Genomic DNA, 19,586 nt, shown 5'->3' with positions numbered 1-19,586 from the left:
GCTCAGTCCTTTCCTGCGGTCATGTAGTGCATGAGTGTTTCCTGCGACGCGTCGGCCTTGGCGACCTCGCCGGTGAGTTTTCCTTCTGAGATCGCGTAGATGCGATCACAGATGCCGATCAGCTCGGGCAGTTCGGAGGAGATCACAATGACCGCCTTGCCCTGCGCCGCGAGCTCGTTGATGATTCCGTAGATCTCGTACTTGGCCCCCACGTCGATGCCGCGGGTCGGCTCGTCCAGGATCAACACGTCGGGGCCGGAGAAGATCCACTTCGACAGCACCACCTTCTGCTGGTTACCGCCGGAGAGCTTGCCGGTGATCGAGGTGACCGACGGCGCCTTGATGTTCATCTTCTGCCGGTAGGAGTCGGCGACCTTGTACTCGCGGTGCTTGTCGATCACGCCGTACTTGGCCAGCTTGGCCAGGGCGGCCGCGGACACGTTGACGGTGATGTCGCCGATCAGGTTGAGGCCGTAGCGTTTGCGGTCCTCGGTGGCGTATGCGAAGCCGTGCTCGATGGCCTCCCCCACGGTGCGCATCTGGATTTCGGTGCCGTCTTTGAAGACCTGCCCGGAGATGTTGGTGCCGTAGGAGCGGCCGAAGATGCTCATCGCCAATTCGGTGCGGCCGGCGCCCATCAGCCCGGCGAAGCCGACGATCTCGCCGGCGTTGACGGTGAAGGAGGCACCGTCGACGACCTTGCGGGCCACGTCGACGGGGTGGTGCACTGTCCAGTTCTCCACCCTGAGCACCTCGGCGCCCACGGCGGGCTCCCGCGGCGGGAACAGGTTGTTCAGGTCCCGGCCGACCATGGCGCGGATGATGTGAGCCTCCGTGGCATCCGGCCCGGCCATGTCGATGGTCTCGATGGTCTTGCCGTCCCGGATCACCGTGACGGTGTCGGCGATGCGTTTGATCTCCTTGAGCTTGTGGGAAATGATGATGCAGGTGATGCCCTGCGTGCGCAGGTGGTCTATCAGGCCCAGCAGATGGGTGGAGTCCTCGTCGTTCAGGGCCGCGGTGGGCTCGTCGAGGATGAGTAGTTTGACCCGCTTGGAGAGCGCCTTGGCGATCTCCACGAGCTGCTGCTTGCCCACGCCGAGCTCGAGGATCTTGGTGGCCGGGTTCTCGTCCAGGCCCACCCGGGCCAGCAGCAGGGCGGCCTCACGGTTGGTCTTGTTCCAGTCGATCACCCCGCGGGTGGCGTTCTCGTTGCCGAGGAAGATGTTCTCCGCGATCGACAGGTACGGGCTCAGCGCCAGCTCCTGGTGGATGATGACGATACCGTCGTGCTCGCTGTCGTTGATGGTCTTGTAGGCCACCTCGTGGTCCTCGAACTCGATGCTGCCGTCGAAGCTGCCGGCCGGGTACACCCCGCTGAGGACCTTCATCAGCGTGGACTTGCCGGCGCCGTTCTCCCCGCAGATGCCGTGCACCTGCCCCCTCGTGACCTCGAGGGAAACACCGTCGAGGGCCTTCACCCCATTGAAGTCCTTCACGATGTTGTTCATCCTGAGGATGATCGAATGCTCCACTGCGCTCTCCTGTTTGCTGATGGGCCGGGCACCCGGTTTCCCGGGTGCCCGGCTAGGAGGTCGGCCTGCTCGGAACGAACAGGCCGGCCAGGGTCGGCTCGTTAGAGGCCGACATCCGATGCCTTGATGAAGCCGGAGTCGACGAGCTTGGTCTGCACATCGTCCTTGACGACGACCTCGGGGTCGAGCAGGAACGACGGCACGACCTTCTCGCCGTTGTCGTAGGTCTCGGTGTCGTTGACGGTAACCTCGTCGCCGGCCACGATCTCCTCGATCATGGTGAACACCTGCTCGCCGAGCGTGCGGGTGTCCTTCCAGACCGTCATGGACTGCTCACCGTCGAGGATCGCCTTGACGTTGGCCTTGTCGGCATCCTGTCCGGTGATCAGCGGGTAGTCGGTGCCCGGTGCGTAGCCGGCCGATTTCAGCGAGGCGATGATGCCGATGGCCAGGCTGTCGTTCGGGGAGAGCACCACGTCGACCTTGTCGCCGCCGGTGTAGAACGACGACAGACGGTTGTCCATTTCGGACTGCGCCTTGTCGCTGGCCCAGGCCTGGATGCCGATCGAGGCCCAGTCGTCGTTGGAGGCGGGTGACTGGCCGCTCGGAACGACGAGGACGCCGCTCTCCACGTAGGGCAGCAGAACGTCCCAGGCGCCGGAGAAGAAGAACTTGGCGTTGTTGTCGTCGGGGCTGCCGGCGAACGGTTCGATCGAGATCGGCCCGGTCGCGTTGGCCAGGTCGAGCTGGGTCTCCAGGAACTGGCCCTGCAGCTGGCCGACCTTGTAGTTGTCGAAGGTCGCGTAGTAGTCGACGTCAGGGGTGCCGTTGATCAGGCGGTCGTAGGCGATGACGGTGGCGTCCTGCTTCTTGGCCTCGGCGAGCACCGGTGCGAGCACCTGGCCGTCGACGGCGGCCACAACGAGGATCTTCGATCCGCCGGCGACCTGGTTCTGGATCTGGCTGATCTGCTGGTCGGTCTTGTTGTCGGCGTATTGCAGGTCGACGGTGCAGTCGGCCTCTTCGAGCAGCGCCTTGAGCTGCTCGCCGTCGTTGATCCAGCGTTCCAGGCTGCGGGTCGGCATCGAGATTCCGACGTTGCACTCGGTACCGCCGGCGGCTGCATCGCCGCCTCCGGTGGCTTCACCGTCGCTGGCGCAGGACGCGAGCGACAGGGCGAAGATGCCTGTGGCCGCGAGGGCGAGAATTTTCTTGGTCTTGGACATAGTTGGAGCTTTCCTCTCTGAGAGCTGCCAGTCACCGCAGTCACCGGCATGCCGGTGGACTGCCAGAGGAGGAAATCTTGTCGCCCGCTCCCCCAGCACTGGGCGAACGCGTGTCAGGGTTACCTCCTTGTAACGGGACATCGCTGTGATTGACCCACCGCGCAAATGCGGCCTTTGTTGACGGACAGAACTTATCTCGTACCTTCTCGGTTTGCCTAGGGGCAAAACAGGAAATGCCCCTGTTTGGGGGGTTGGCATGATAATGCGCCCCCTCGAGGGCTCCATTTGCGACGGGAATCGTCGAAACAGTTCGACAGGGTCAGTGGCGGGAGGAGGCGCAAAAACCGACTTCCGGCGAATATGTTGTGGCCGGGGGTTTTCCTGCGGCCCGTACGGGCAACTGTACGGATGGGCCGCGGGTGTGTAATATGTTGGTAATAGCAACAAATCGCCAATGAAGCTGAATCGGAGCACAGTAATGTCACTCACCCCCACCCCCGCCGACAAGTTCTCATTCGGCCTGTGGACCATCGGATACAACGGGTCTGACCCGTTCGGCGGACCCACTCGCCCGCAGCTGGACACCGTCGAAGCCGTCACCCGCCTCGCTCAGCTCGGCGCATACGGCCTCACCTTCCACGACGACGACCTCTTCGCCTTCGGCTCCACGGATGCCGCCCGCCAGAAGGAGATCGACCGTCTCAAGCAGGTCCTCGCCGACACCGGCATGATCGTGCCGATGATCACCACCAACCTGTTCAGCGCCCCGGTCTTCAAGGACGGCGGCTTCACCTCCAACGACCGCGCCGTGCGCCGGTTCGCCCTGCGCAAGGTCATGCGCAACCTCGACCTCGCCGCTGAGCTCGGCGCCAAGACTTTCGTGATGTGGGGCGGCCGTGAGGGCGCAGAGTACGACGCGGCCAAGGACATCCGCGCCGCCCTCGACCGTTACCGCGAGGCCGTCAACCTGCTCGGCGACTACGTCACCGACAAGGGTTACGACATCCGTTTCGCCATCGAGCCCAAGCCCAACGAACCGCGCGGCGATATTCTGCTGCCCACGGTCGGCCACGCCATGGCGTTCATCACCACCCTCGAGCGCCCCGAACTCGTCGGCGTCAACCCCGAGGTCGGTCACGAGCAGATGGCCGGGCTGAACTTCACCGCCGGCATCGCCCAGGCGCTCTACCAGGGCAAGCTGTTCCACATCGACCTCAACGGTCAGCGCGGGATCAAGTACGACCAGGACCTGGTCTTCGGCCACGGCGACCTGCAGAACGCGTTCTCGCTGGTGGACCTGCTCGAAAACGGTGGCCCGAACGGTGGCCCGTCCTACGACGGCCCGCGTCACTTCGACTACAAGCCGAGCCGCACCGAGGACATCAGCGGCGTCTGGGACTCCGCCGCCGCGAACATGCGCACCTACCTGCTGCTCAAGGAGCGTGCCGCGGCATTCCGCGCCGACCCCGAGGTGCAGGAGCAGCTGGCCGCATCGCGCGTGCCGGAACTGTCACAGACCACCCTGTCCGACGGCGAGAGCTACGACGACTTCCTCGCCGACAAGAGCGCCTACGAGGACTTCGCTCCGGAGGAGTACTTCGGCGGCAAGGGCTTCGGCTTCGTTCGCCTGCAGCAGCTGGCCCTCGAGCACCTGCTCGGCGCCCGCTAAACAGCAGGTTCGTTCGACCGCTCCACCCGCACCATCTGCCCCGGCCGGGACCTCCCGGCCGGGGCTTTCCCACACCCCCACCCGCGAACTGTGGGGTGAGCACCTTCGCGCGAGTTGTGGGTGCTTTTCTCTCAGTTCGCGACGATGGTGTCCAGCTCGGCCCAGACCGCATCCGGCACGTCGATCGCGGCGTGGGCGACGGCCTCGTCGAAGCGCTCACTCGTGCGCACGCCCAGCACCGTCGTGTCGACGAGCGGATGCCGCAGGCTGAATTGCAAGGCGAGCGCGGCCAGCGGGATGCCGGCGTCGGCCGCGATGCGGGTGGCGGCGTCCACGGCGGCCTGGGTCTCCGGCCGGATCGGGCCGTAGGCGTAGGTGCCGGCGAACCGGGGGTCGCCGGTGAGGATCCCGGCGCCGAACGGGGCCGCGTTCTCCACGATCATGCCCCGGTCCCTGGCCGCCTGGTACAGGCCCAGCGCCGAGCGGTCCACCAGGGTGAAGCGGTTGTGATTGATCAGGACGTCGAAGAGGCCGGTGTCCACGAAGCGGCGCATCATCGCGACAGGTCCGCCCGAGATGCCGATATACCGGGCCACACCGCGGTCCCGCATGGCGACGAGCGCATCCACGGCACCGCCGGGCTGCATGACGCTCTCGAAGCCGACGTTTTCGGGATCGTGCAGGAAAAGGATGTCGACGGATTCGAGGCCGAGCCGGTCGAGTGACTGCTGCAGAGATCTCTCCATCTGCGCCGCCGAGAAGTCGTTGCGCGCCACGTCGCGGTCGAGCTTGGTCTGCACGACCAGTCCCGGGCCGACAGTGCTGGCCAGCGCCTTGCCGATGACCCCTTCCGAGTGTGAGTCGCCGTAGATGTTGGAGGTGTCGATGACGTTCGTGCTGAGCCGGCCGGCCGCCCAGGACGCGGCCAGGGCGTCCGTGGCGCTGGTCTCGGCGGCACTCCGCGGCGACCAGCCGGACGTGCCGAGGGTGAGAGGAGACAGGAGGAGCGCCTGCGTGCCGGCGGGCCGGGGATCAAGGGAAACCATGAGGCGAGGCTAGTCCGTTTCTGCCGAGGGGCGTGGAGCGACAACCCGCTGACGAACCGGGGATCGGCATGCGGTACCGTGTCGAGAACCGGGCGTTCGGGCGGGAAGAGGGTCGCCCTCGTCCCGGCGTTCGTCGCTTTCCACAGAGGATCGATCCCATGAAATTCGTTCTGGCCCCCGACTCGTTCAAGGAATCGATGACCGCGCCCGAGGCCGTCGCCGCCATGCGACGCGGTGTGCTGTCGGTGTTTCCCGACGCCGACTGCGTGGCCGCGCCGATGGCCGACGGTGGGGAAGGCACCACGGAGGCCCTCACCGATGCCCTCGACGGTGTGCTCCTCAGCGCCCCGGTGCACGACGCCCTCGGACGTTCCGTTCGGGCCCGGTACGGCTACGTCGGCTCCGAGCACCTCGCCATCATCGAAATCGCCGCCGCCGCCGGGATCGACCTGGTCGCCTTCGCCGACCGGGACCCGAAGATCACCAGCTCCTACGGGGTCGGCGAGTTGATCCGCCACGCCCTGGACCGTGGTGCGACGCGGTTCATCGTGGGTCTGGGCGGCTCGGTGACCAACGACGGTGGCGCCGGGATGCTCGAGGCTCTCGGCGCCCGCCTGCTCGATGAGGCCGGTGCGGACCTCCCGCGCGGCGGTGCGGCCCTGGCACGGCTGCACCGGATCGACCTGTCCGCCGTCGACCCGCGATTGGCCGGCAGCACGTTCCAGATCGCCAGTGACGTCACGAATCCGCTGCTCGGAGCCGCCGGCGCCAGCGCCGTCTTCGGCCCGCAGAAGGGCGCCGACCCCGCCACCGTGCACCAGCTCGACGCCGCGCTGGGCGTGTACGCCACCGTGATCGCCGCCCTGACCGGCACGGATGTGTCCGCCCAGCCCGGCGCCGGAGCCGCCGGTGGACTCGGGGCCGCCTTTCTGGCGTTCTTCCCGGCCGAGCTGCGCCGCGGTGTGGATGTCGTGATGGATGCCGTGCACCTGGCCGACCGGATCGCCGGTGCCGATTTCGTGTTCACGGGCGAGGGCAGCCTCGACGCCCAAACCCTGAGCGGGAAGACCCCGCTGGGTGTTGCCGAGGCCGCCGGCGTGCACGGTGTCCCGGTCGTCGCCTTCGCGGGCCGGATCGGCCCCGGCGCCGAGGTGCTCTACGAGCACGGCTTCGCCGCACTGGTGCCCATCGTGCCGGGTGTCGCCGACCTGCCCAGCGCCCTCGCCGATGGCGCGGCAAATTTGGAGCGCGCGGTCGCCACCGTCTGCCGGCTGCTCACCCTGTCCTGAGGGTGCCGCCCGCCCGCTGCGGGCGGCACGGAGCCCCTTGCGTGATGCCGCGGGGGCCCGCAAGCGTTTGAACATCCCCGCTAGACCGAATATGTTTAGACCCAGAACATTTTATGTGTGAGCCCCCGGGCGACGGCGAGGACGCCGCCGACCCACCGCGGATTTTTGAGGTTTGGAGTGCGCCATGGCGCTGGTTGCCGGAGTCGACTCGTCGACGCAGAGTTGCAAGATTGTGGTGCGGGATGCCGAGACGGGCGCGCTGGTGCGCACCGGCAAGGCGAGTCATCCCGTGGGCACCGAGGTCGATCCGGCCGCTTGGTGGGATGCCCTGCTGGCCGCCGTCGAGAAGGCCGGCGGTCTCGACGACGTCGCCGCCGTGTCGGTGGCCGCGCAGCAGCACGGCATGGTCGTGCTCGATGAGGACGGCCGCGTCATCCGCCCGGCCCTGCTCTGGAACGACACCCGCAGCGCGCAGGCCGCCGCCGACCTGATCGATGAGGTCGGCGCCGCCGAATACGCCCGCCGCACCGGCCTCGTGCCGGTGGCCTCGTTCACCGTCACAAAACTGCGCTGGCTGCGGGATGCCGAACCGGCCAACGCCGCCAGGGTCGCCGCCGTCGCCCTCCCGCACGACTGGCTCAGCTGGCGGCTGCGCGGTTACGGCCCGGCCGGTGAGAGCGAGCTCGGCCCCGTGCTGACCGCGCTGACCACCGACCGGTCGGATGCCAGCGGCACCGGCTACTTCTCGGCCGCCCTCGATGACTACGACCGCGAGCTGCTCGTGCGCGGACTCGGCCACGACGCCGTGCTCCCCCGGGTGCTCGGCCCTGGCGAGACCGCAGGCACCACGGTGGCCCTGCCCGGGGTTCCCGCCGGTCTCGTCGTGGGTGTGGGAGCCGGCGACAACGCCGGCGCCGCCCTGGGCCTGGGCGCTGCGGCCGGCGACGTGATCGTGTCGATCGGCACCAGCGGCACGGTCTTCGCCGTCACCGCGGTGCCCAGCGAGGATGCCTCCGGCGCCGTCGCCGGGTTCGCCGACGCCAGCGGGCTGCACCTGCCGCTGATCGCCACGCTCAACGCCGCCCGCATCCTGGACTCGATCGCCGGCCTGCTCGGCGTCAACCACCACGAACTGGGCCGGCTCGCGCTGGAGGCCGAGCCCGGCGCGCAGGGCCTGGTCCTGCAGCCGTACTTCGAGGGCGAACGCACCCCCAACCTGCCCGACGCCACGGCCTCCCTGTTCGGGATGACCCTGACCTCGACCACCCGGCCGAACCTGGCCAGGGCCGCGATCGAGGGGCTGCTGTGCGGCCTCGCCGACGGGCTGGACGCCGTGCGCGCGCAGGGAGTCAGCGTCGAACGCATCCTGCTGATCGGCGGAGCGGCGCAGAACCCGGCCGTGCAGTTCATCGCCGCGCAGGTGTTCGATGCACCGGTGGCCGTGCCCACCCCCGGCGAGTACGTCGCCGACGGCGGTGCCGCCCAGGCGGCCTGGTCGCTCACGGGCACCCGCCCGGCCTGGTCGGTGGCGGTCGAGGCGCACCCCACCCCGGACTTCCGCCCGGTCATCCGCGCCCAGTACGCCGCGCACCGCGCCTAGCTCCGCACCCCCGCTTTCGCGCGTTCGCTGTGTCGCGAAGCAAAGGTCTGTTTCGCGAGAGCGAGGTCTGTGTCGCGAGAGCGGGGAAACGGTCACTTCGCGCGAGCTGAAGCAACCACCTCACCGCTCTCGCGACCTACTTGGCACCTCGTTGGCCCGGTGCGGGGTGCGGTTGTTCGCGAAAGCGGGGAAACGGTCATCTCGCGCGAGCTGAAGCAACCACATCACCGCTTTCGCGAGGTGGGCCGAGTGCGCGTCCCTGGCCGGCCGAAGCACGAGCAGCAACCCGTGGAAAGAAGAACGGGCACGCCCGCGAGCGTGCCCGTCCGACCAGGCAGTCCTAACCGAGCGCGAGCGCCGACCAGGAGACCGGGGGCAGTGTCACCGTGAGCGTGCCGTCGGCCAGGACCGCACCCGCGAGCGCCGCCAGGCCCACCCGGGTCTGTTCGGCGAAGGTGTTCTTCGCGTACGGGTCGGCGTCGTGCAGGGTCACTGCCTCGGTGATACTCGTGGCGCCGAGCTCTGACACGTCGATCGACACCTCGATCGACTCGGTCTGGCTGCGGTTCACCAGGAACACCGCCGAGGTGCCGGTCTCAGCATCCGCGGTGACGACGGAGTCAACGAGCGGCGCCGCACCGTAGAGCGCGGTGTCGTAGGTGCCCACGTCGATCCGCGGCCGCAGCACCTCGCCGCGGGCCAGCCGCGACGTCACCGAGAACGGGAAGAACGTGGTCTGGCGCCAGGATGCGCCACCCGGTTCGGTCATGATCGGCGCGATCACGTTCACCAGCTGCGCGAGCGAGGCCGAGGTCACCCTGTCGTGGTTCTGCAACAGGGTGATCAGCAGGTTGCCCAGCACCACGGCATCCGCCACCGAGTACACGTCTTCGAGCTGGCGGGGCGCGATGCGCCATTCCTCGTTGACCTCTTCCGAGGCCTGGTGTTCGTCCAGGTACCAGATGTTCCACTCGTCGAAGGAAAGCTGAATGGTCTTCAGGCTGCGCAGTTTGTGCTTGACGTGGTCTGCCGTGGCGACGACGGTGTCGATGAAGTACTTCATCTCCATTGACGAGGCCAGGTAGGAGTCGAGGTCGCCCTTGCGCTCCTGGTAATAGGCGTGGCAGGAGATGTAGTCGACGTGGTCGTAGCTCTCCTCGAGTACCACCCGCTCCCACTCGCCGAAGGTGGGCATCGCCGAGCCCGACGAGCCGCAGACGACCAGTTCGAGGTTCTTGTCGGCGGTCTTCATCGCCGACGCTGTGCGGGCGGCGATCTTGCCGTAATCGGCCGAGGTCATGTGGCCGATCTGCCACGGGCCGTCCATCTCGTTGCCCAGGCACCACATGCGGATGTCGTACGGTTCGGTGCGGCCGTTGCTGATGCGCTGGTCGGCCAGCGCTGTGCCGGCCTCGCCGTTGGCGTACTCGAGCAGGTCGAGCGCGGCCTCGATGCCGCGGGTGCCGAGGTTCACGGCCATCATGAGTTCGGAGCCGGTGAGCTCGCACCAGCGGGCGAACTCCTCCAGGCCCACCTGGTTGCTCTCCAACGAGTGCCAAGCCAGGTCGCGGCGCACCGGGCGGTTCTCGCGCGGGCCCACTCCGTCCTCCCACCGGTAGCCGGAGACGAAGTTGCCGCCGGGGTAGCGGATGGTGGTTGAGCCGAGTTCCTTGACCAGCTCGACAACGTCGAGGCGGAAGCCGTCCGCGTTGGCGGTCGGGTGGCCCGGCTCGTAGATGCCGTCATAAACGCAGCGGCCGAGGTGCTCTACGAAGGAGCCGAAGATGCGCCGGTTGAGGGGGGCGACCACGTTGCTGCGGTCGATGCTAATGCGTGCGGTGGTCATTGGTGTCTTTCTTTCTATCGAGCAGGTGGAGAACTGTGACGGTTATTTCAGGGCGCCGAGGGACAACCCGCCCTGCCAGTACTTCTGCAGGGAGAGGAAGGCGATGATCAGCGGGAGGATCGAGACGAAGGCACCGGTGACGATGAGGTTCCAGACCTGCTCACCGCCGGCGCCGGCGTTGGAGAGGGCCTGCCAGTTGTTCAGGCCCACCGTGACGGGGAGCAGGTTCGGGTCGCTCAGCACGGCCAGCGGCAGGAAGAAGTTGTTCCAGGTGCCCACCACCGACAGGAGCAGCACGGTGACGATCGCCGGGCGCAGCAGCGGCAGCGACACCTGGAAGAAGGTGCGCAGTTCGCCCGCGCCGTCGACCCGAGCCGCGTCGAGCAGCTCGTCCGGCACGGCATCCTGCGTGTAAACGCGCATCAGGTAGACCCCGAACGGGCTTAGCAGCGAGGGCAGGATGACCGCCCAGATCGTGTTGACCAGGCCCATGTTGCTTAGCAGCACGAAGGTCGGGATCACCAGGGCCGTCATGGGCACCATGACCGCGCCCAGCAGCACCGAGAAGAAGGCGTTGCGGCCGCGGAAGCGGTACTTGGCGAAGCCGTACCCGGCCAGCACGGCGAGGATGGTCGCGCCGACGCCGCCGGAGATGGCGTAGAAGAACGAGTTGCCCAGCCACCGCCAGTAGATACCGCCCTGGTGCTCGAAGAGCCCTGCGATGTTATTGAATAGGTTGAATTCACTGTCGAACCACAACGGGCCGCCGCTGCCGGTGAACAGGCCGGCGGTGTCCTTCGTCGCGGCGACAGTCAGCCACCATAGCGGGGTGATGAAGTAAATCACCAGGATGATCAGCAGTACGTGCGAGCCGATCTTGCGACCGCCGTCGCGGCCGGTGTTGCCCCGGCGGGCGGAGATGCGGCGGCGCGAGCCGGAGTCGGTGTCGGTGTCGGAGACGTCTGCCGGGGCGGTGGCCCCGGGAGTGAGAATGGCCATTACTTGAGTCCGCTCTGCTTGCGGGTGAGGAAGAGGAACAGGTACGACCCGGCGAAGACCACGATGCCGAGAGCGAACGAGATTGCCGACGCGTAGTTGAACTGGCTGTAGGAGAACGCCAGCGAGTAGGCATACATGTTGGGTGTGTATGAGACGGGTATGGCGCCCTGCGCGACCGCGCGCAGCACCTGGGGTTCGGTGAAGAACTGCAGGGTGCCGATCAGGGCGAAGATCAGCACCATCACCATCGACGAGGAGATCATGGGCACCTTGACCCGCAGAGCGATTTGCCGCCCGTTGGCGCCGTCGAGGCGTGCGGCCTCGTAGATAGCCGGGTCGATACCGCGGAGGGCCGCGTAGATGATGATCATGTAGTAGCCGGCCCACTGCCAGGTGACGATGTTGACCAGGCTCGCGAAGATGGTGCCCTGCGACAGGAAGTCGGGGGCGGTGAGGCCGACGAGGCCGAAGATGTCGGTGGCCGGGCCGAAACGCGGGCTATAGAGGAAGCCCCACATCAGCGCGCCGATGACGACGGGGATGGCGTACGGCACGAAGATCATCAGTCTGGAGAACTTCGACAACGTTGTCGACAGGTTGTCGAGCACCAGAGCCGCTACAAGCGCCACGAGCATCTGCGCCGGGATCATGATGAGCGCGAACGACGCGACCCGGCCGAGCCCTTCGAGGAAGATCGGGTCGGTGAAGGCCTTGCCGTAGTTGGCGAACCAGGTGAACGATGTGCCGGTGGCCAGCGTGCTGGTCTGCATGCTCATCCAGAAGGCGTAGCCGAGGGGAGCGACCAGGAAGGTGGCGAAGACGATGGCGAACGGGGCCACGAACAGCCACCCCCACCGCTGGCGTTTGCGGTCCATCCGGTCAATCTGCGTGCGCGGCCGGCGGGCGGGCCGGGCCAGCGACGGCTTTGGCGCCGCTTCGGTGAGTGCCATAACTGTGTCCTTCATACGGTTCTGCGTGGCTGGCTCTGCCCGAGCAGAACGAGCGGAGTGACGGGGCGCCGTCGGCCGGCCGGTGACCGGCCGACGGCGCTAGCGGATGCCGCCCTGCGGCGACCGCGCTATCTGACGGTGGTGCTGGGCACTACTTGGCGACCGTGAAGCCCTGCTCGGTGGCGTAGGTTTCCAGGCTGGCCTGCAGGTCGTCGAGCGCCTGGCTGCTGTCCTGCTCGCCCTGCACCATGGAGTAGAGCTCTTCGGTCAGCTGGTCGTACGCGTAGTTCTGGAACGGGCTGAAAGTGGCACCTGTGTAGCCGGCAGCCGCGTTGAGGAAGACCTCTTTGTTGATCTGCTGACCACCGAAGAACGGGTACTCCAGGTTGACGAAGTACTCCGAGTCGAGCATCGGCGTGTACGACGGGAAGAGCGCGCCCTTCTCGACGCCGATCTTCCAGGCCTCGTCGGTGCCGAAGATCTCGATGGCGACCTGCGCGGCGAGTTCCTTGTCGGTGGCCTGGCTGGTCACGGCGAACGTCGAACCACCCCAGTTCACCTGCACGGGATTGGCGGCGTCCCACTGCGGCAGCGGTGCGACGGCCCAGACGGCGTTCTCATCGGCATCCGAGAGGCCCTGCAGATAGCCGGGACCCCAGGCGGCCGCGAGGTACACGGCGTAGGTGCCGTCAACGAGGCTGGTGTTGTAGTCGGCGGTGAAGGCATCGTCGGTGGTGACGAGTCCGTCCTGGACCAGACCGTTCCAGTAGTCCAAAACGTCCTTGGCACCCTGGTCGTTCACCTCGATGCCGATGTCGGTCGGGCTGGTCGAGTCGTAGACGAAGGGCACCGATCCGGCCTGGGCGAAGAGCGCCTGGTTGAAGGCACGGCCGTTGGTGGGGAAGTTGACCAGCACGCCGTCGGAGCCGGACGCCTTCAGCGCGGCGGCGGCGGTTTCGAACTCGGCCCAGGTGGTCGGTACGGCGATGCCGGCCGCGTCAAACAGGTCCTGGCGGTAGAGCATGCCCATCGGGCCGCCGTCCACCGGGATGGCGTAGACGGCGTCGCCGCTGGAGGCGTCCTTCCAGGAGCCCTCGGTGTACTTGTCCTTCACGTCGTTCGCACCGAATTCGGTGAGGTCCACAAGCGCATCTCGGATGGTGAAGCTGGAGAGCACCTCGGATTCGAGCTGGATGACATCGGGGGCGCCGGACTTGGACTCGATCGAGGTGGAGAACTTGGTGTATTCGTCGTTGCCCTGGCCGGCGTTGGTCCAGCAGACCTGCACGTCGTCGTGGCTGTTATTGAACAGATCGACGACCTCTTCGAACGCGGGGTACCACGCCCACACGCTGACCTGAGGTGCGTCAGCATTGACGATCTTGTTGGTGCAGGATGCCTCGGTGCTGTTGGACGTTTCGGCCGAGGCCGAGCATCCGGTGAGGGCGGCGGCGGCAACGGCGATAACGCCGACCGAGGCCAGGAATTTAGTCTTCATTGAAATGTTCCTCTCGCAGGTGTGTGGACACCGTTGTCATCAATGCACCCCCGGGGCTTTCGCGACCGGGTGGATGCGAGTGCTGTGGGTAGTGCGGTGCGAGAAGGTTCGCGACGTGGCCGACATCCGGGTGCGGACAGGGCCCTCACGAATCCTCCTTGATTCGAATCGTCATCGTTGTCGGGCTCAGCCGGGTGAATTCGCACGAGGCGAGAGCATCCGGAGAGAGCCGATTTCGACATTTACAACGTTATAGGTAAACGTTGTAAATGCATCATGCCGAGGCGCTGGCGTATCTGTCAAGTGGGAGTCCCGAAGTGCTGCATAACAATTCTCATCATCGAACCCGGCTTGCCGGGCGGGTCGATCCAGCCGGCCAGATCGTCGTGCGGTCAGGGGCCAGTGTTCCGGGCCGGAATGAGGTCGGTCGATTCCCGCTGGACCAGCCGAAACCCCGCCTCAACTTCCTGAGGCTCCAGGTCGGCAGCCTCGCCGGATATGCGCTCGAGGAGGATGCGCACCGCGGTGTCCGCAATCTCGTCGCGGCCGGGATCGATCGTGGTGAGTGCGGGTAGGCAGTAACTGGATTCGTCAAGATCGTCGAAGCCCACCACCGCGACGTCCAACGGGATGCGCCGGCCGGACTCCTGCAGCACCCGCATGGCTCCAAGGGCCAGGGTGTCGTTGAGGGCGAAAACAGCGTCAAATTCCACTCCGGTCGCCAGCAACTGCCGCATGGCCGTGGCGCCGTTCGCTCGATGCCAGAGTGTCGTGTGCCCGATCAGCGCCGGATCGACCTCGATTCCCGCCTCGGCGAGCGCCTCCCGGTAGCCGCGCAGGCGCAGCCCGGCGGAGCCGATCACCTCGTCTTCGTGCGCCCCGATCACGGCAATCCGGCGGCGGCCGGTTGCCAGCAGGTGCCGAGTCGCGGCGGCGGCGGCGGCCACGTTGTGCATAGTGACGTGGTCGGTGGGCCCGGCGAAGATGCGTTCACCGAGCAGCACGAGCGGGTAATCGACGTTCAGGTAGCTCGCGTCGTCATTGCCCATGCCCAGCGGACTGAAGATCAGCCCGTCGGTGAACTGGCGGTGCGGGCTGGACAACAACTGGATCTCGCGGTCACGGTCGCCGCCGGTCTGCTCGATGAGCACCGAGGTGCCACGGCGCTCGGCGGCCTGGATGATCGCATCCGCCAGCTCGGCGAAGTAGCTGAGGCTGAGCTCGGGCAGGGCCAGGCCGATCACACCGGTGCGGCCTGACCGCAGGCTGCGTGCTGAGATGTTGGGCTTGTAGCCGAGCTCGTCGATGGCCGCGCGCACCCTCTCCCGGGTTGCGGGCCGGATGTGCTGAAAGTCGTGGACCACATTGGAGACGGTCTTGATCGACACCCCGGCGAGCGCCGCCACATCGCGCAGTGTTGCTGCCAATTTCGCTCCCTGTCGGTCAGTGCCGCGAACAGTCCGTGCGCGCGGTCGCGACTCCGGGCGGCCACACGCCGTCCTCGGCGCGTCGGTCTGCTCACGTCCGAACTTACCGCCTTCATTACAACGTTGCAGCCGCCTGGCGGCTCTGGCGCGGTCCATTCCCGGCGGGGCCTCGCCCCGCTTCCGGCGCCGCGGGCCTCGCGGCACTCACAAGTCCCGGCGGCACACGTCAGTCCCGGCGGCACACGCTAGAACCCGTGCCGCCGCGAAGGACACCTGCCTGCGGGAAGAAAGTGGTCCACGAGACGTGGAGGGCACTCGCCTGCGCCAGGAACACCATCCCGGTACCGTCGCCGCCGACGACGCCCGCATCGGTGACAAGCGGGCCGTCACCCACCCGGACCGCCCCGGATCCGCGTGGGTAGGCTGGATGGGTGAATGCCTACGCCTCCGCACCCGTCGACCCCGAATCCACCGCAAACCTCGCCGAACGCGGCCTGAGACTGGCGGTGCTCGACGCCGACGACGAGGCGGGCCTGAAGCGTTGGCTGCTGGCGGATGCCCGCGGCTTCCACGAGGTCACGCCCACCGAGGGCACCCTCGAGGTGCAGGTCGAGTACATCGCCACCGACAGGGTCACCGGCGTCTGGGACGCCTCGCAGGCCGACCCGGAGACCCCGGTCGCCACGATACGGTCCTGGGAGATGGGCCTGACCGTGCCCGGCGGCACCGCCCTGGGCACCTGGGCGATCAGCTCGGTCACCGTCTCCCCCACCCACCGCCGCCAGGGCATTGCCAGGGCCATGCTCACCTCGGAGCTCCGCACCGCCCAGCGGCTCGGCCTGCCGATCGCCATGCTCACGGTCTCCGAAGCCACCATCTACGGCCGGTACGGTTTCGGACCGTCGGCTCGGCAGTCCTCGTACGTCGTCGACACCCAGCGGGCCCGCTGGACCGGCCCCACCCCGGCCGGCCGCGTTCAGTTCGTCAGCCCGGAATCGCTGCTCGCCGACGGCCCCGCCGTCTTCGAACGCACCCGCGATCGCTCCCCCGGCGAGGTCGACCGTCGCGAGATCTGGTGGAAGCGCACCCTTGGCCTGCTGCCGAACGAACCCGACGCGCACAAGCGCGGCATCCGCGCGGTGCGCTACGACGATGCCGACGGCGCCATCGCCGGATTCGCGCTCTACGAGATCGCGCTGCAGAACGTCAGCCACCCCGGCCAGCTCAAGCTTGTCGACCTCGTCGCGGCCACCGACGTCGCCTATGCCGCGCTCTGGCGGTTCGTGATCGAGATGGACATGGTGAACGAGATCAACGCGGGCCTCCGCAGCGTCTCCGAGCCGGTGGCGTGGCAGGTCTCCGACCACCGCGCCGTGCGCAAGACCAGCGAACGCGACCACCTCTGGCTGCGTATCCTCGACGTTCCGGTGGCGCTCGGCGCCCGCAGCTACGCGGCGCCGGGCGACTACCTGCTCGACGTCACCGACGACCTCGGCTTCGCCCAGGGCCGGTTTCTGCTCACCGTGGCCGCCGACGGGTCGGGGCAGGCGCATCCGCTCACCGGTACGGCCCCGGCCGGCGCCGTCGAGGTGGCCCTCTCGGCAGCGGACCTGGCATCGCTGTACCTCGGCGGCACGAGCGCGGTCGATCTCGCCCGCGCCGGCCGGATCACCGAGAAGTCTCCGGATGCCGCCGTCCGGCTGGACACGGCGCTGCACTCCGCCTACGCCCCGCACCTGAGCACCTGGTTCTAGCCGCTCGCTCCCGGTGCACCCCGATCTGGTCTTAGGCTGATCTGGGTGCCCGGCTCGGGCTGCCCTCCCAGCTAGCTCACAGCACCCGGCAACCGGCCTCATAGGCCGGGTCGATATCGTCGGGGTGAGAACCAGTCCCGACGAAACGGCACAGATAGCCCATGAACTCAAAAACCCCCGGCCAGGCGCTCCCCCCGAAGAAGGATCGCCGTGAGGTCGCGCGCGAGACCGCCCGCATCCAGCGGGAGGAGCAGAAGAAGCGCGAGACGCGCAATCGCTGGTTCCTCCGCGGCGGCATCGGCCTGGCCCTGGTGGCCGTGGCCGTCATCGTCGCCGTCCTGATCGTGGGCAGCGTCAAGCCGCCCTCGCCCGGGCCGCTCAACATGGCCAGCGACGGCATCCTGATGCAGGGTGACGGCACCACCATCAGCGCCGTGACGACCGCGGCGACCGCGGCCGACGCCGAGCCAGTGCCCACCGATGTGAGCGAGCTCACCAGCACCGTGAACATCGCGGTGTACCTGGACTACCTGTGCCCATACTGCGGCCAGTTCGAGACCACGAACGGCGCCCAGCTCACCAGTTGGCTCACCGCGGGCAACATCACCCTCGAGACGCACCCGATCTCGATCCTCGACCAGTCCTCGAGCGGCAGCAAGTACTCCACCAGGTCGGCCAATGCCGCCGCCTGCGTGGCCAACTACCAGCCGGACAGCTTCCTCGACGTGAACAGCGCCCTGTTCGCGAACCAGCCCACCGAGGGCACGACCGGCCTCAGCAATGCTGAGCTCGTCAGCCTGGTGGAGGAGGCCGGCGTCACCGACGAATCCGTGGCCACCTGCATCACCGACCAGGAGTTCGCCGACTGGGTGGGCGACGCCACCGACCGCGCTCTGGACAACCCGCTGCCCAACACCGACATCGGCGCGCTCGCCGGCACCCCGACGGTCCTCGTGCAGGGCGTCAAGTATGAGGGCGACCTCGGCGACGCGGCAGCCTTCGAGGCGTTCGTGTTGGAGCAGGCCACCGCGACGACCGACACCAGCGGCACCGACTCGGGCACCGACACCGGCGAGTAGCCACTGCCCGCGCGGACTCCCGCGACGGCATCCAGCTCGGCTACTGTGGCCGGTGCGGACGAGTGCACCCAGCACACCGGGCGCAGAAGTCCGCACCGGCCACAGTTGTTGTCCGCGCACGAGAGCGGATGCGAGCGGGTGACCGCGCTGTTGGACCCGAAGGAGACGGCATGTTGCACGAAGTCCCGGCCGACCGGCACCCGGCCAGGCCGCGCGTCTACGGCGCCACCGTCGATGCGAACACCCGGTGCGTGCACTATGCCGGGCCCACCGACATCGTCGCGATCAGGTTCCGCTGCTGCGACAGGTTCTACCCGTGCTTCCAGTGTCACGCCGACGCCGAATCGCACCCGGCAGCGCAGTGGGCGCCGGCAGAGTGGGCCGAGCGGGCGATTCTCTGCGGCGCGTGCGGGCAGACCCTCACGATCGAGGTCTACAGGTCCGTGTCCGCCTGCCCGGCGTGCGGGTCGCCCTTCAATGACGGATGCCGTCTGCACGCCCACCTGTACTTCCAGGTGGCGCCGCCGACGCCCTGACTCCCGGCCCGGGCGACCGGCGCCGCATGGAGCCCCGGGGTGGGTTACATCGGCCCCGCGTGCTCGGTCAGCCAGGAGTACGGGTCGATGGCGGTGACGCCGTTGAGGTGCAGCTCCAGGTGCAGGTGCGGTCCGGTGCTCTGGCCCGTGCTGCCGACGTTGCCGATCACCTGACCGGCCGTGACGGACTGGCCCACACTCACGGCGGCGGAGCCGGCGAGCATGTGCCCGTAGGTGCTGGTGACGTTCTGACCGTTCACGACGTGATCGATCATGACGTGCACGCCCAGGCCGCCGTTGTCGTACGCGGTCACCGAGCTCACGACGCCGTCGGCGACGGAACCGATCGGGGTTCCCTGGCCGGGGTTCATGTCGAGGCCGTCGTGGAAGGTCGAGCATCCCGCGCAGGGCGCCGAGCGGGGGCCGTAGCCGTCGGAGATGCGGATGGAACCGGGGAACGGCCAGCGCACGCTCGCCCCGGCGGGGGCGGCGGCAACGGCGGTGGGCGCGGCCGCGGCCGCGGGGGCGACGACCACGGGTGGTGGTGGCGGCGCGACCTCCTTGGCCGTGTAGGTGTCCACCTGCACGGCGACGGGCGCTGCGGCGGTCACGCTGATGCTCTGTGCCGGTGCGGCCTCGGCCTCGGCCTGGGCCACCCTGGCGGCGGACGCCTGAGCCGCGCTGGCCGGAGCACCGTCGGCATCCACGTAAGCGGCCTGCGCGGGCAGCGCACCGGCCGTGGTGAGCAGCGCCACAAAGGTCATGGCGGTGACGGCGGTGACCTGTCGGCGGCGGGAGGGCGGCTTGATGAATCCGCTGCGCCTACGCATGAAACTCCCCGGCCGAAACGTGAGCAAGGATGTGCACGGTGCAAATGGACATGGCAAAAGCTTTCTGGTCGATGCGGGATCAGGATGCGGATCCACCAGGCCTCGAAAGGGTCACTCACCGGCAGCGGCCCGCGTCAGGTGACAGGGCAGGCCGGATAGGGCGTGGAGCGGGCGGGAACCGTGAAGGTGGCACCGCCGAATGGGAATCCAGCACACGGCGACGACGTCGGCCCCGCGCGCAGATAAATGACTTTACGTCACGTTTCTGGGTAAACCGTGTGTGTGCATGCGTACGCACACAT

The 19,586-nt window shown here is 67.7% G+C and carries 15 protein-coding genes; 6 read left to right on the top strand and 9 right to left on the bottom strand.

From position 1 onward, the window contains the following. Positions 1–2: 2 nt before the first annotated feature. Complete coding sequence (gene mmsA / locus E3O57_RS13620) at positions 3–1,511, bottom strand: multiple monosaccharide ABC transporter ATP-binding protein (RefSeq protein WP_088457834.1); 1,509 nt, start codon at positions 1,509–1,511, stop codon at positions 3–5. A 125-nt stretch (positions 1,512–1,636) separates the two neighbouring features. Then, positions 1,637–2,761, bottom strand: coding sequence for a multiple monosaccharide ABC transporter substrate-binding protein (chvE, locus tag E3O57_RS13615; RefSeq protein WP_103459690.1), 1,125 nt, complete (start codon positions 2,759–2,761; stop codon positions 1,637–1,639). Positions 2,762–3,239: 478 nt separating this feature from the next. Here chvE and xylA point away from each other — a divergent pair, with 478 nt between their 5' ends. Further along, positions 3,240–4,430 carry a xylose isomerase gene (xylA, locus tag E3O57_RS13610; RefSeq protein ID WP_088455103.1) on the top strand — a complete coding sequence of 397 codons (1,191 nt, stop codon included), beginning with the start codon at positions 3,240–3,242 and terminating at the stop codon, positions 4,428–4,430. Positions 4,431–4,561: 131 nt separating this feature from the next. Here xylA and E3O57_RS13605 read toward each other — a convergent pair whose 3' ends face one another. Then, a complete protein-coding gene (locus E3O57_RS13605) occupies positions 4,562–5,476 on the bottom strand; it encodes an aldo/keto reductase (protein ID WP_103479841.1) in 915 nt (304 codons plus the stop codon). A gap of 158 nt (positions 5,477–5,634) precedes the next feature. Here E3O57_RS13605 and E3O57_RS13600 point away from each other — a divergent pair, with 158 nt between their 5' ends. After that, a complete protein-coding gene (locus E3O57_RS13600; RefSeq protein WP_103479842.1) occupies positions 5,635–6,765 on the top strand; it encodes a glycerate kinase in 1,131 nt (376 codons plus the stop codon). Between the two features lie 184 nt (positions 6,766–6,949). Continuing rightward, positions 6,950–8,365 carry a xylulokinase gene (xylB, locus tag E3O57_RS13595; RefSeq protein ID WP_103479843.1) on the top strand — a complete coding sequence of 472 codons (1,416 nt, stop codon included), beginning with the start codon at positions 6,950–6,952 and terminating at the stop codon, positions 8,363–8,365. Positions 8,366–8,705: 340 nt separating this feature from the next. On the opposite strand, the gene E3O57_RS13590 is transcribed toward xylB, so the two are convergent. The 5 genes from E3O57_RS13590 to E3O57_RS13570 all read right to left on the bottom strand — a co-directional run bounded on the left by E3O57_RS13590 (position 8,706) and on the right by E3O57_RS13570 (position 15,085). After that, on the bottom strand, positions 8,706–10,211 hold the full coding sequence (locus E3O57_RS13590) for an alpha-N-arabinofuranosidase (RefSeq protein ID WP_103479844.1): 1,506 nt from the start codon (positions 10,209–10,211) through the stop codon (positions 8,706–8,708). Between the two features lie 42 nt (positions 10,212–10,253). Further along, complete coding sequence (locus tag E3O57_RS13585; RefSeq protein ID WP_103479845.1) at positions 10,254–11,210, bottom strand: carbohydrate ABC transporter permease; 957 nt, start codon at positions 11,208–11,210, stop codon at positions 10,254–10,256. Then, the gene (locus E3O57_RS13580; RefSeq protein WP_103479846.1) at positions 11,210–12,160 is read right to left on the bottom strand and encodes a carbohydrate ABC transporter permease; all 951 of its coding nucleotides are present in this window, start codon (positions 12,158–12,160) and stop codon (positions 11,210–11,212) included. The genes E3O57_RS13585 and E3O57_RS13580 overlap by 1 nt, the downstream gene beginning before the upstream one ends. Before the next feature lie 151 nt (positions 12,161–12,311). After that, positions 12,312–13,658 (bottom strand): ABC transporter substrate-binding protein, encoded by a 1,347-nt coding sequence (locus E3O57_RS13575; RefSeq protein WP_103479847.1) that lies wholly within the window; start codon positions 13,656–13,658, stop codon positions 12,312–12,314. 392 nt (positions 13,659–14,050) lie between these two features. Beyond that, entirely contained in the window at positions 14,051–15,085 is a 1,035-nt protein-coding gene (locus tag E3O57_RS13570) for a LacI family DNA-binding transcriptional regulator (protein ID WP_103479848.1), read from the bottom strand. A 431-nt stretch (positions 15,086–15,516) separates the two neighbouring features. On the opposite strand from E3O57_RS13570, the gene E3O57_RS13565 reads away from it, so the two are divergent. The 3 genes from E3O57_RS13565 (at position 15,517) to E3O57_RS13555 (ending at position 18,454) form a co-directional block, all read left to right on the top strand. Next, positions 15,517–16,839 carry a GNAT family N-acetyltransferase gene (locus E3O57_RS13565; protein WP_103479849.1) on the top strand — a complete coding sequence of 441 codons (1,323 nt, stop codon included), beginning with the start codon at positions 15,517–15,519 and terminating at the stop codon, positions 16,837–16,839. 161 nt (positions 16,840–17,000) lie between these two features. Next, positions 17,001–17,918: a thioredoxin domain-containing protein gene (locus E3O57_RS13560; protein ID WP_103479850.1), complete on the top strand. Its 918-nt coding sequence runs from the start codon at positions 17,001–17,003 to the stop codon at positions 17,916–17,918. A gap of 170 nt (positions 17,919–18,088) precedes the next feature. Continuing rightward, complete coding sequence (locus E3O57_RS13555; protein ID WP_103459680.1) at positions 18,089–18,454, top strand: CHY zinc finger protein; 366 nt, start codon at positions 18,089–18,091, stop codon at positions 18,452–18,454. A gap of 44 nt (positions 18,455–18,498) precedes the next feature. Here E3O57_RS13555 and E3O57_RS13550 read toward each other — a convergent pair whose 3' ends face one another. Continuing rightward, entirely contained in the window at positions 18,499–19,284 is a 786-nt protein-coding gene (locus tag E3O57_RS13550) for a M23 family metallopeptidase (RefSeq protein WP_103479851.1), read from the bottom strand. Positions 19,285–19,586 lie beyond the last annotated feature (302 nt).

Origin of the sequence: Cryobacterium sp. TMN-39-2, assembly GCF_004402745.1 — a bacterium.
In the GTDB taxonomy this organism is placed as follows: domain Bacteria; phylum Actinomycetota; class Actinomycetes; order Actinomycetales; family Microbacteriaceae; genus Cryobacterium; species Cryobacterium zongtaii.
This window is presented reverse-complemented; position numbering and strand designations above follow the sequence as displayed.

Coding starts and splice junctions, on each gene's coding strand:
- E3O57_RS13585 (WP_103479845.1), bottom strand. CDS start 11,210: ATGGCCATTCTCACTCCCGGGGCCACCGCCCCGGCAGACGTCTCCGAC.
- mmsA (WP_088457834.1), bottom strand. CDS start 1,511: ATGAACAACATCGTGAAGGACTTCAATGGGGTGAAGGCCCTCGACGGT.
- chvE (WP_103459690.1), bottom strand. CDS start 2,761: ATGTCCAAGACCAAGAAAATTCTCGCCCTCGCGGCCACAGGCATCTTC.
- E3O57_RS13580 (WP_103479846.1), bottom strand. CDS start 12,160: ATGGCACTCACCGAAGCGGCGCCAAAGCCGTCGCTGGCCCGGCCCGCC.
- xylA (WP_088455103.1), top strand. CDS start 3,240: ATGTCACTCACCCCCACCCCCGCCGACAAGTTCTCATTCGGCCTGTGG.
- E3O57_RS13555 (WP_103459680.1), top strand. CDS start 18,089: ATGTTGCACGAAGTCCCGGCCGACCGGCACCCGGCCAGGCCGCGCGTC.
- E3O57_RS13600 (WP_103479842.1), top strand. CDS start 5,635: ATGAAATTCGTTCTGGCCCCCGACTCGTTCAAGGAATCGATGACCGCG.
- E3O57_RS13575 (WP_103479847.1), bottom strand. CDS start 13,658: ATGAAGACTAAATTCCTGGCCTCGGTCGGCGTTATCGCCGTTGCCGCC.
- E3O57_RS13605 (WP_103479841.1), bottom strand. CDS start 5,476: ATGGTTTCCCTTGATCCCCGGCCCGCCGGCACGCAGGCGCTCCTCCTG.
- E3O57_RS13560 (WP_103479850.1), top strand. CDS start 17,001: ATGAACTCAAAAACCCCCGGCCAGGCGCTCCCCCCGAAGAAGGATCGC.
- E3O57_RS13590 (WP_103479844.1), bottom strand. CDS start 10,211: ATGACCACCGCACGCATTAGCATCGACCGCAGCAACGTGGTCGCCCCC.
- xylB (WP_103479843.1), top strand. CDS start 6,950: ATGGCGCTGGTTGCCGGAGTCGACTCGTCGACGCAGAGTTGCAAGATT.
- E3O57_RS13550 (WP_103479851.1), bottom strand. CDS start 19,284: ATGCGTAGGCGCAGCGGATTCATCAAGCCGCCCTCCCGCCGCCGACAG.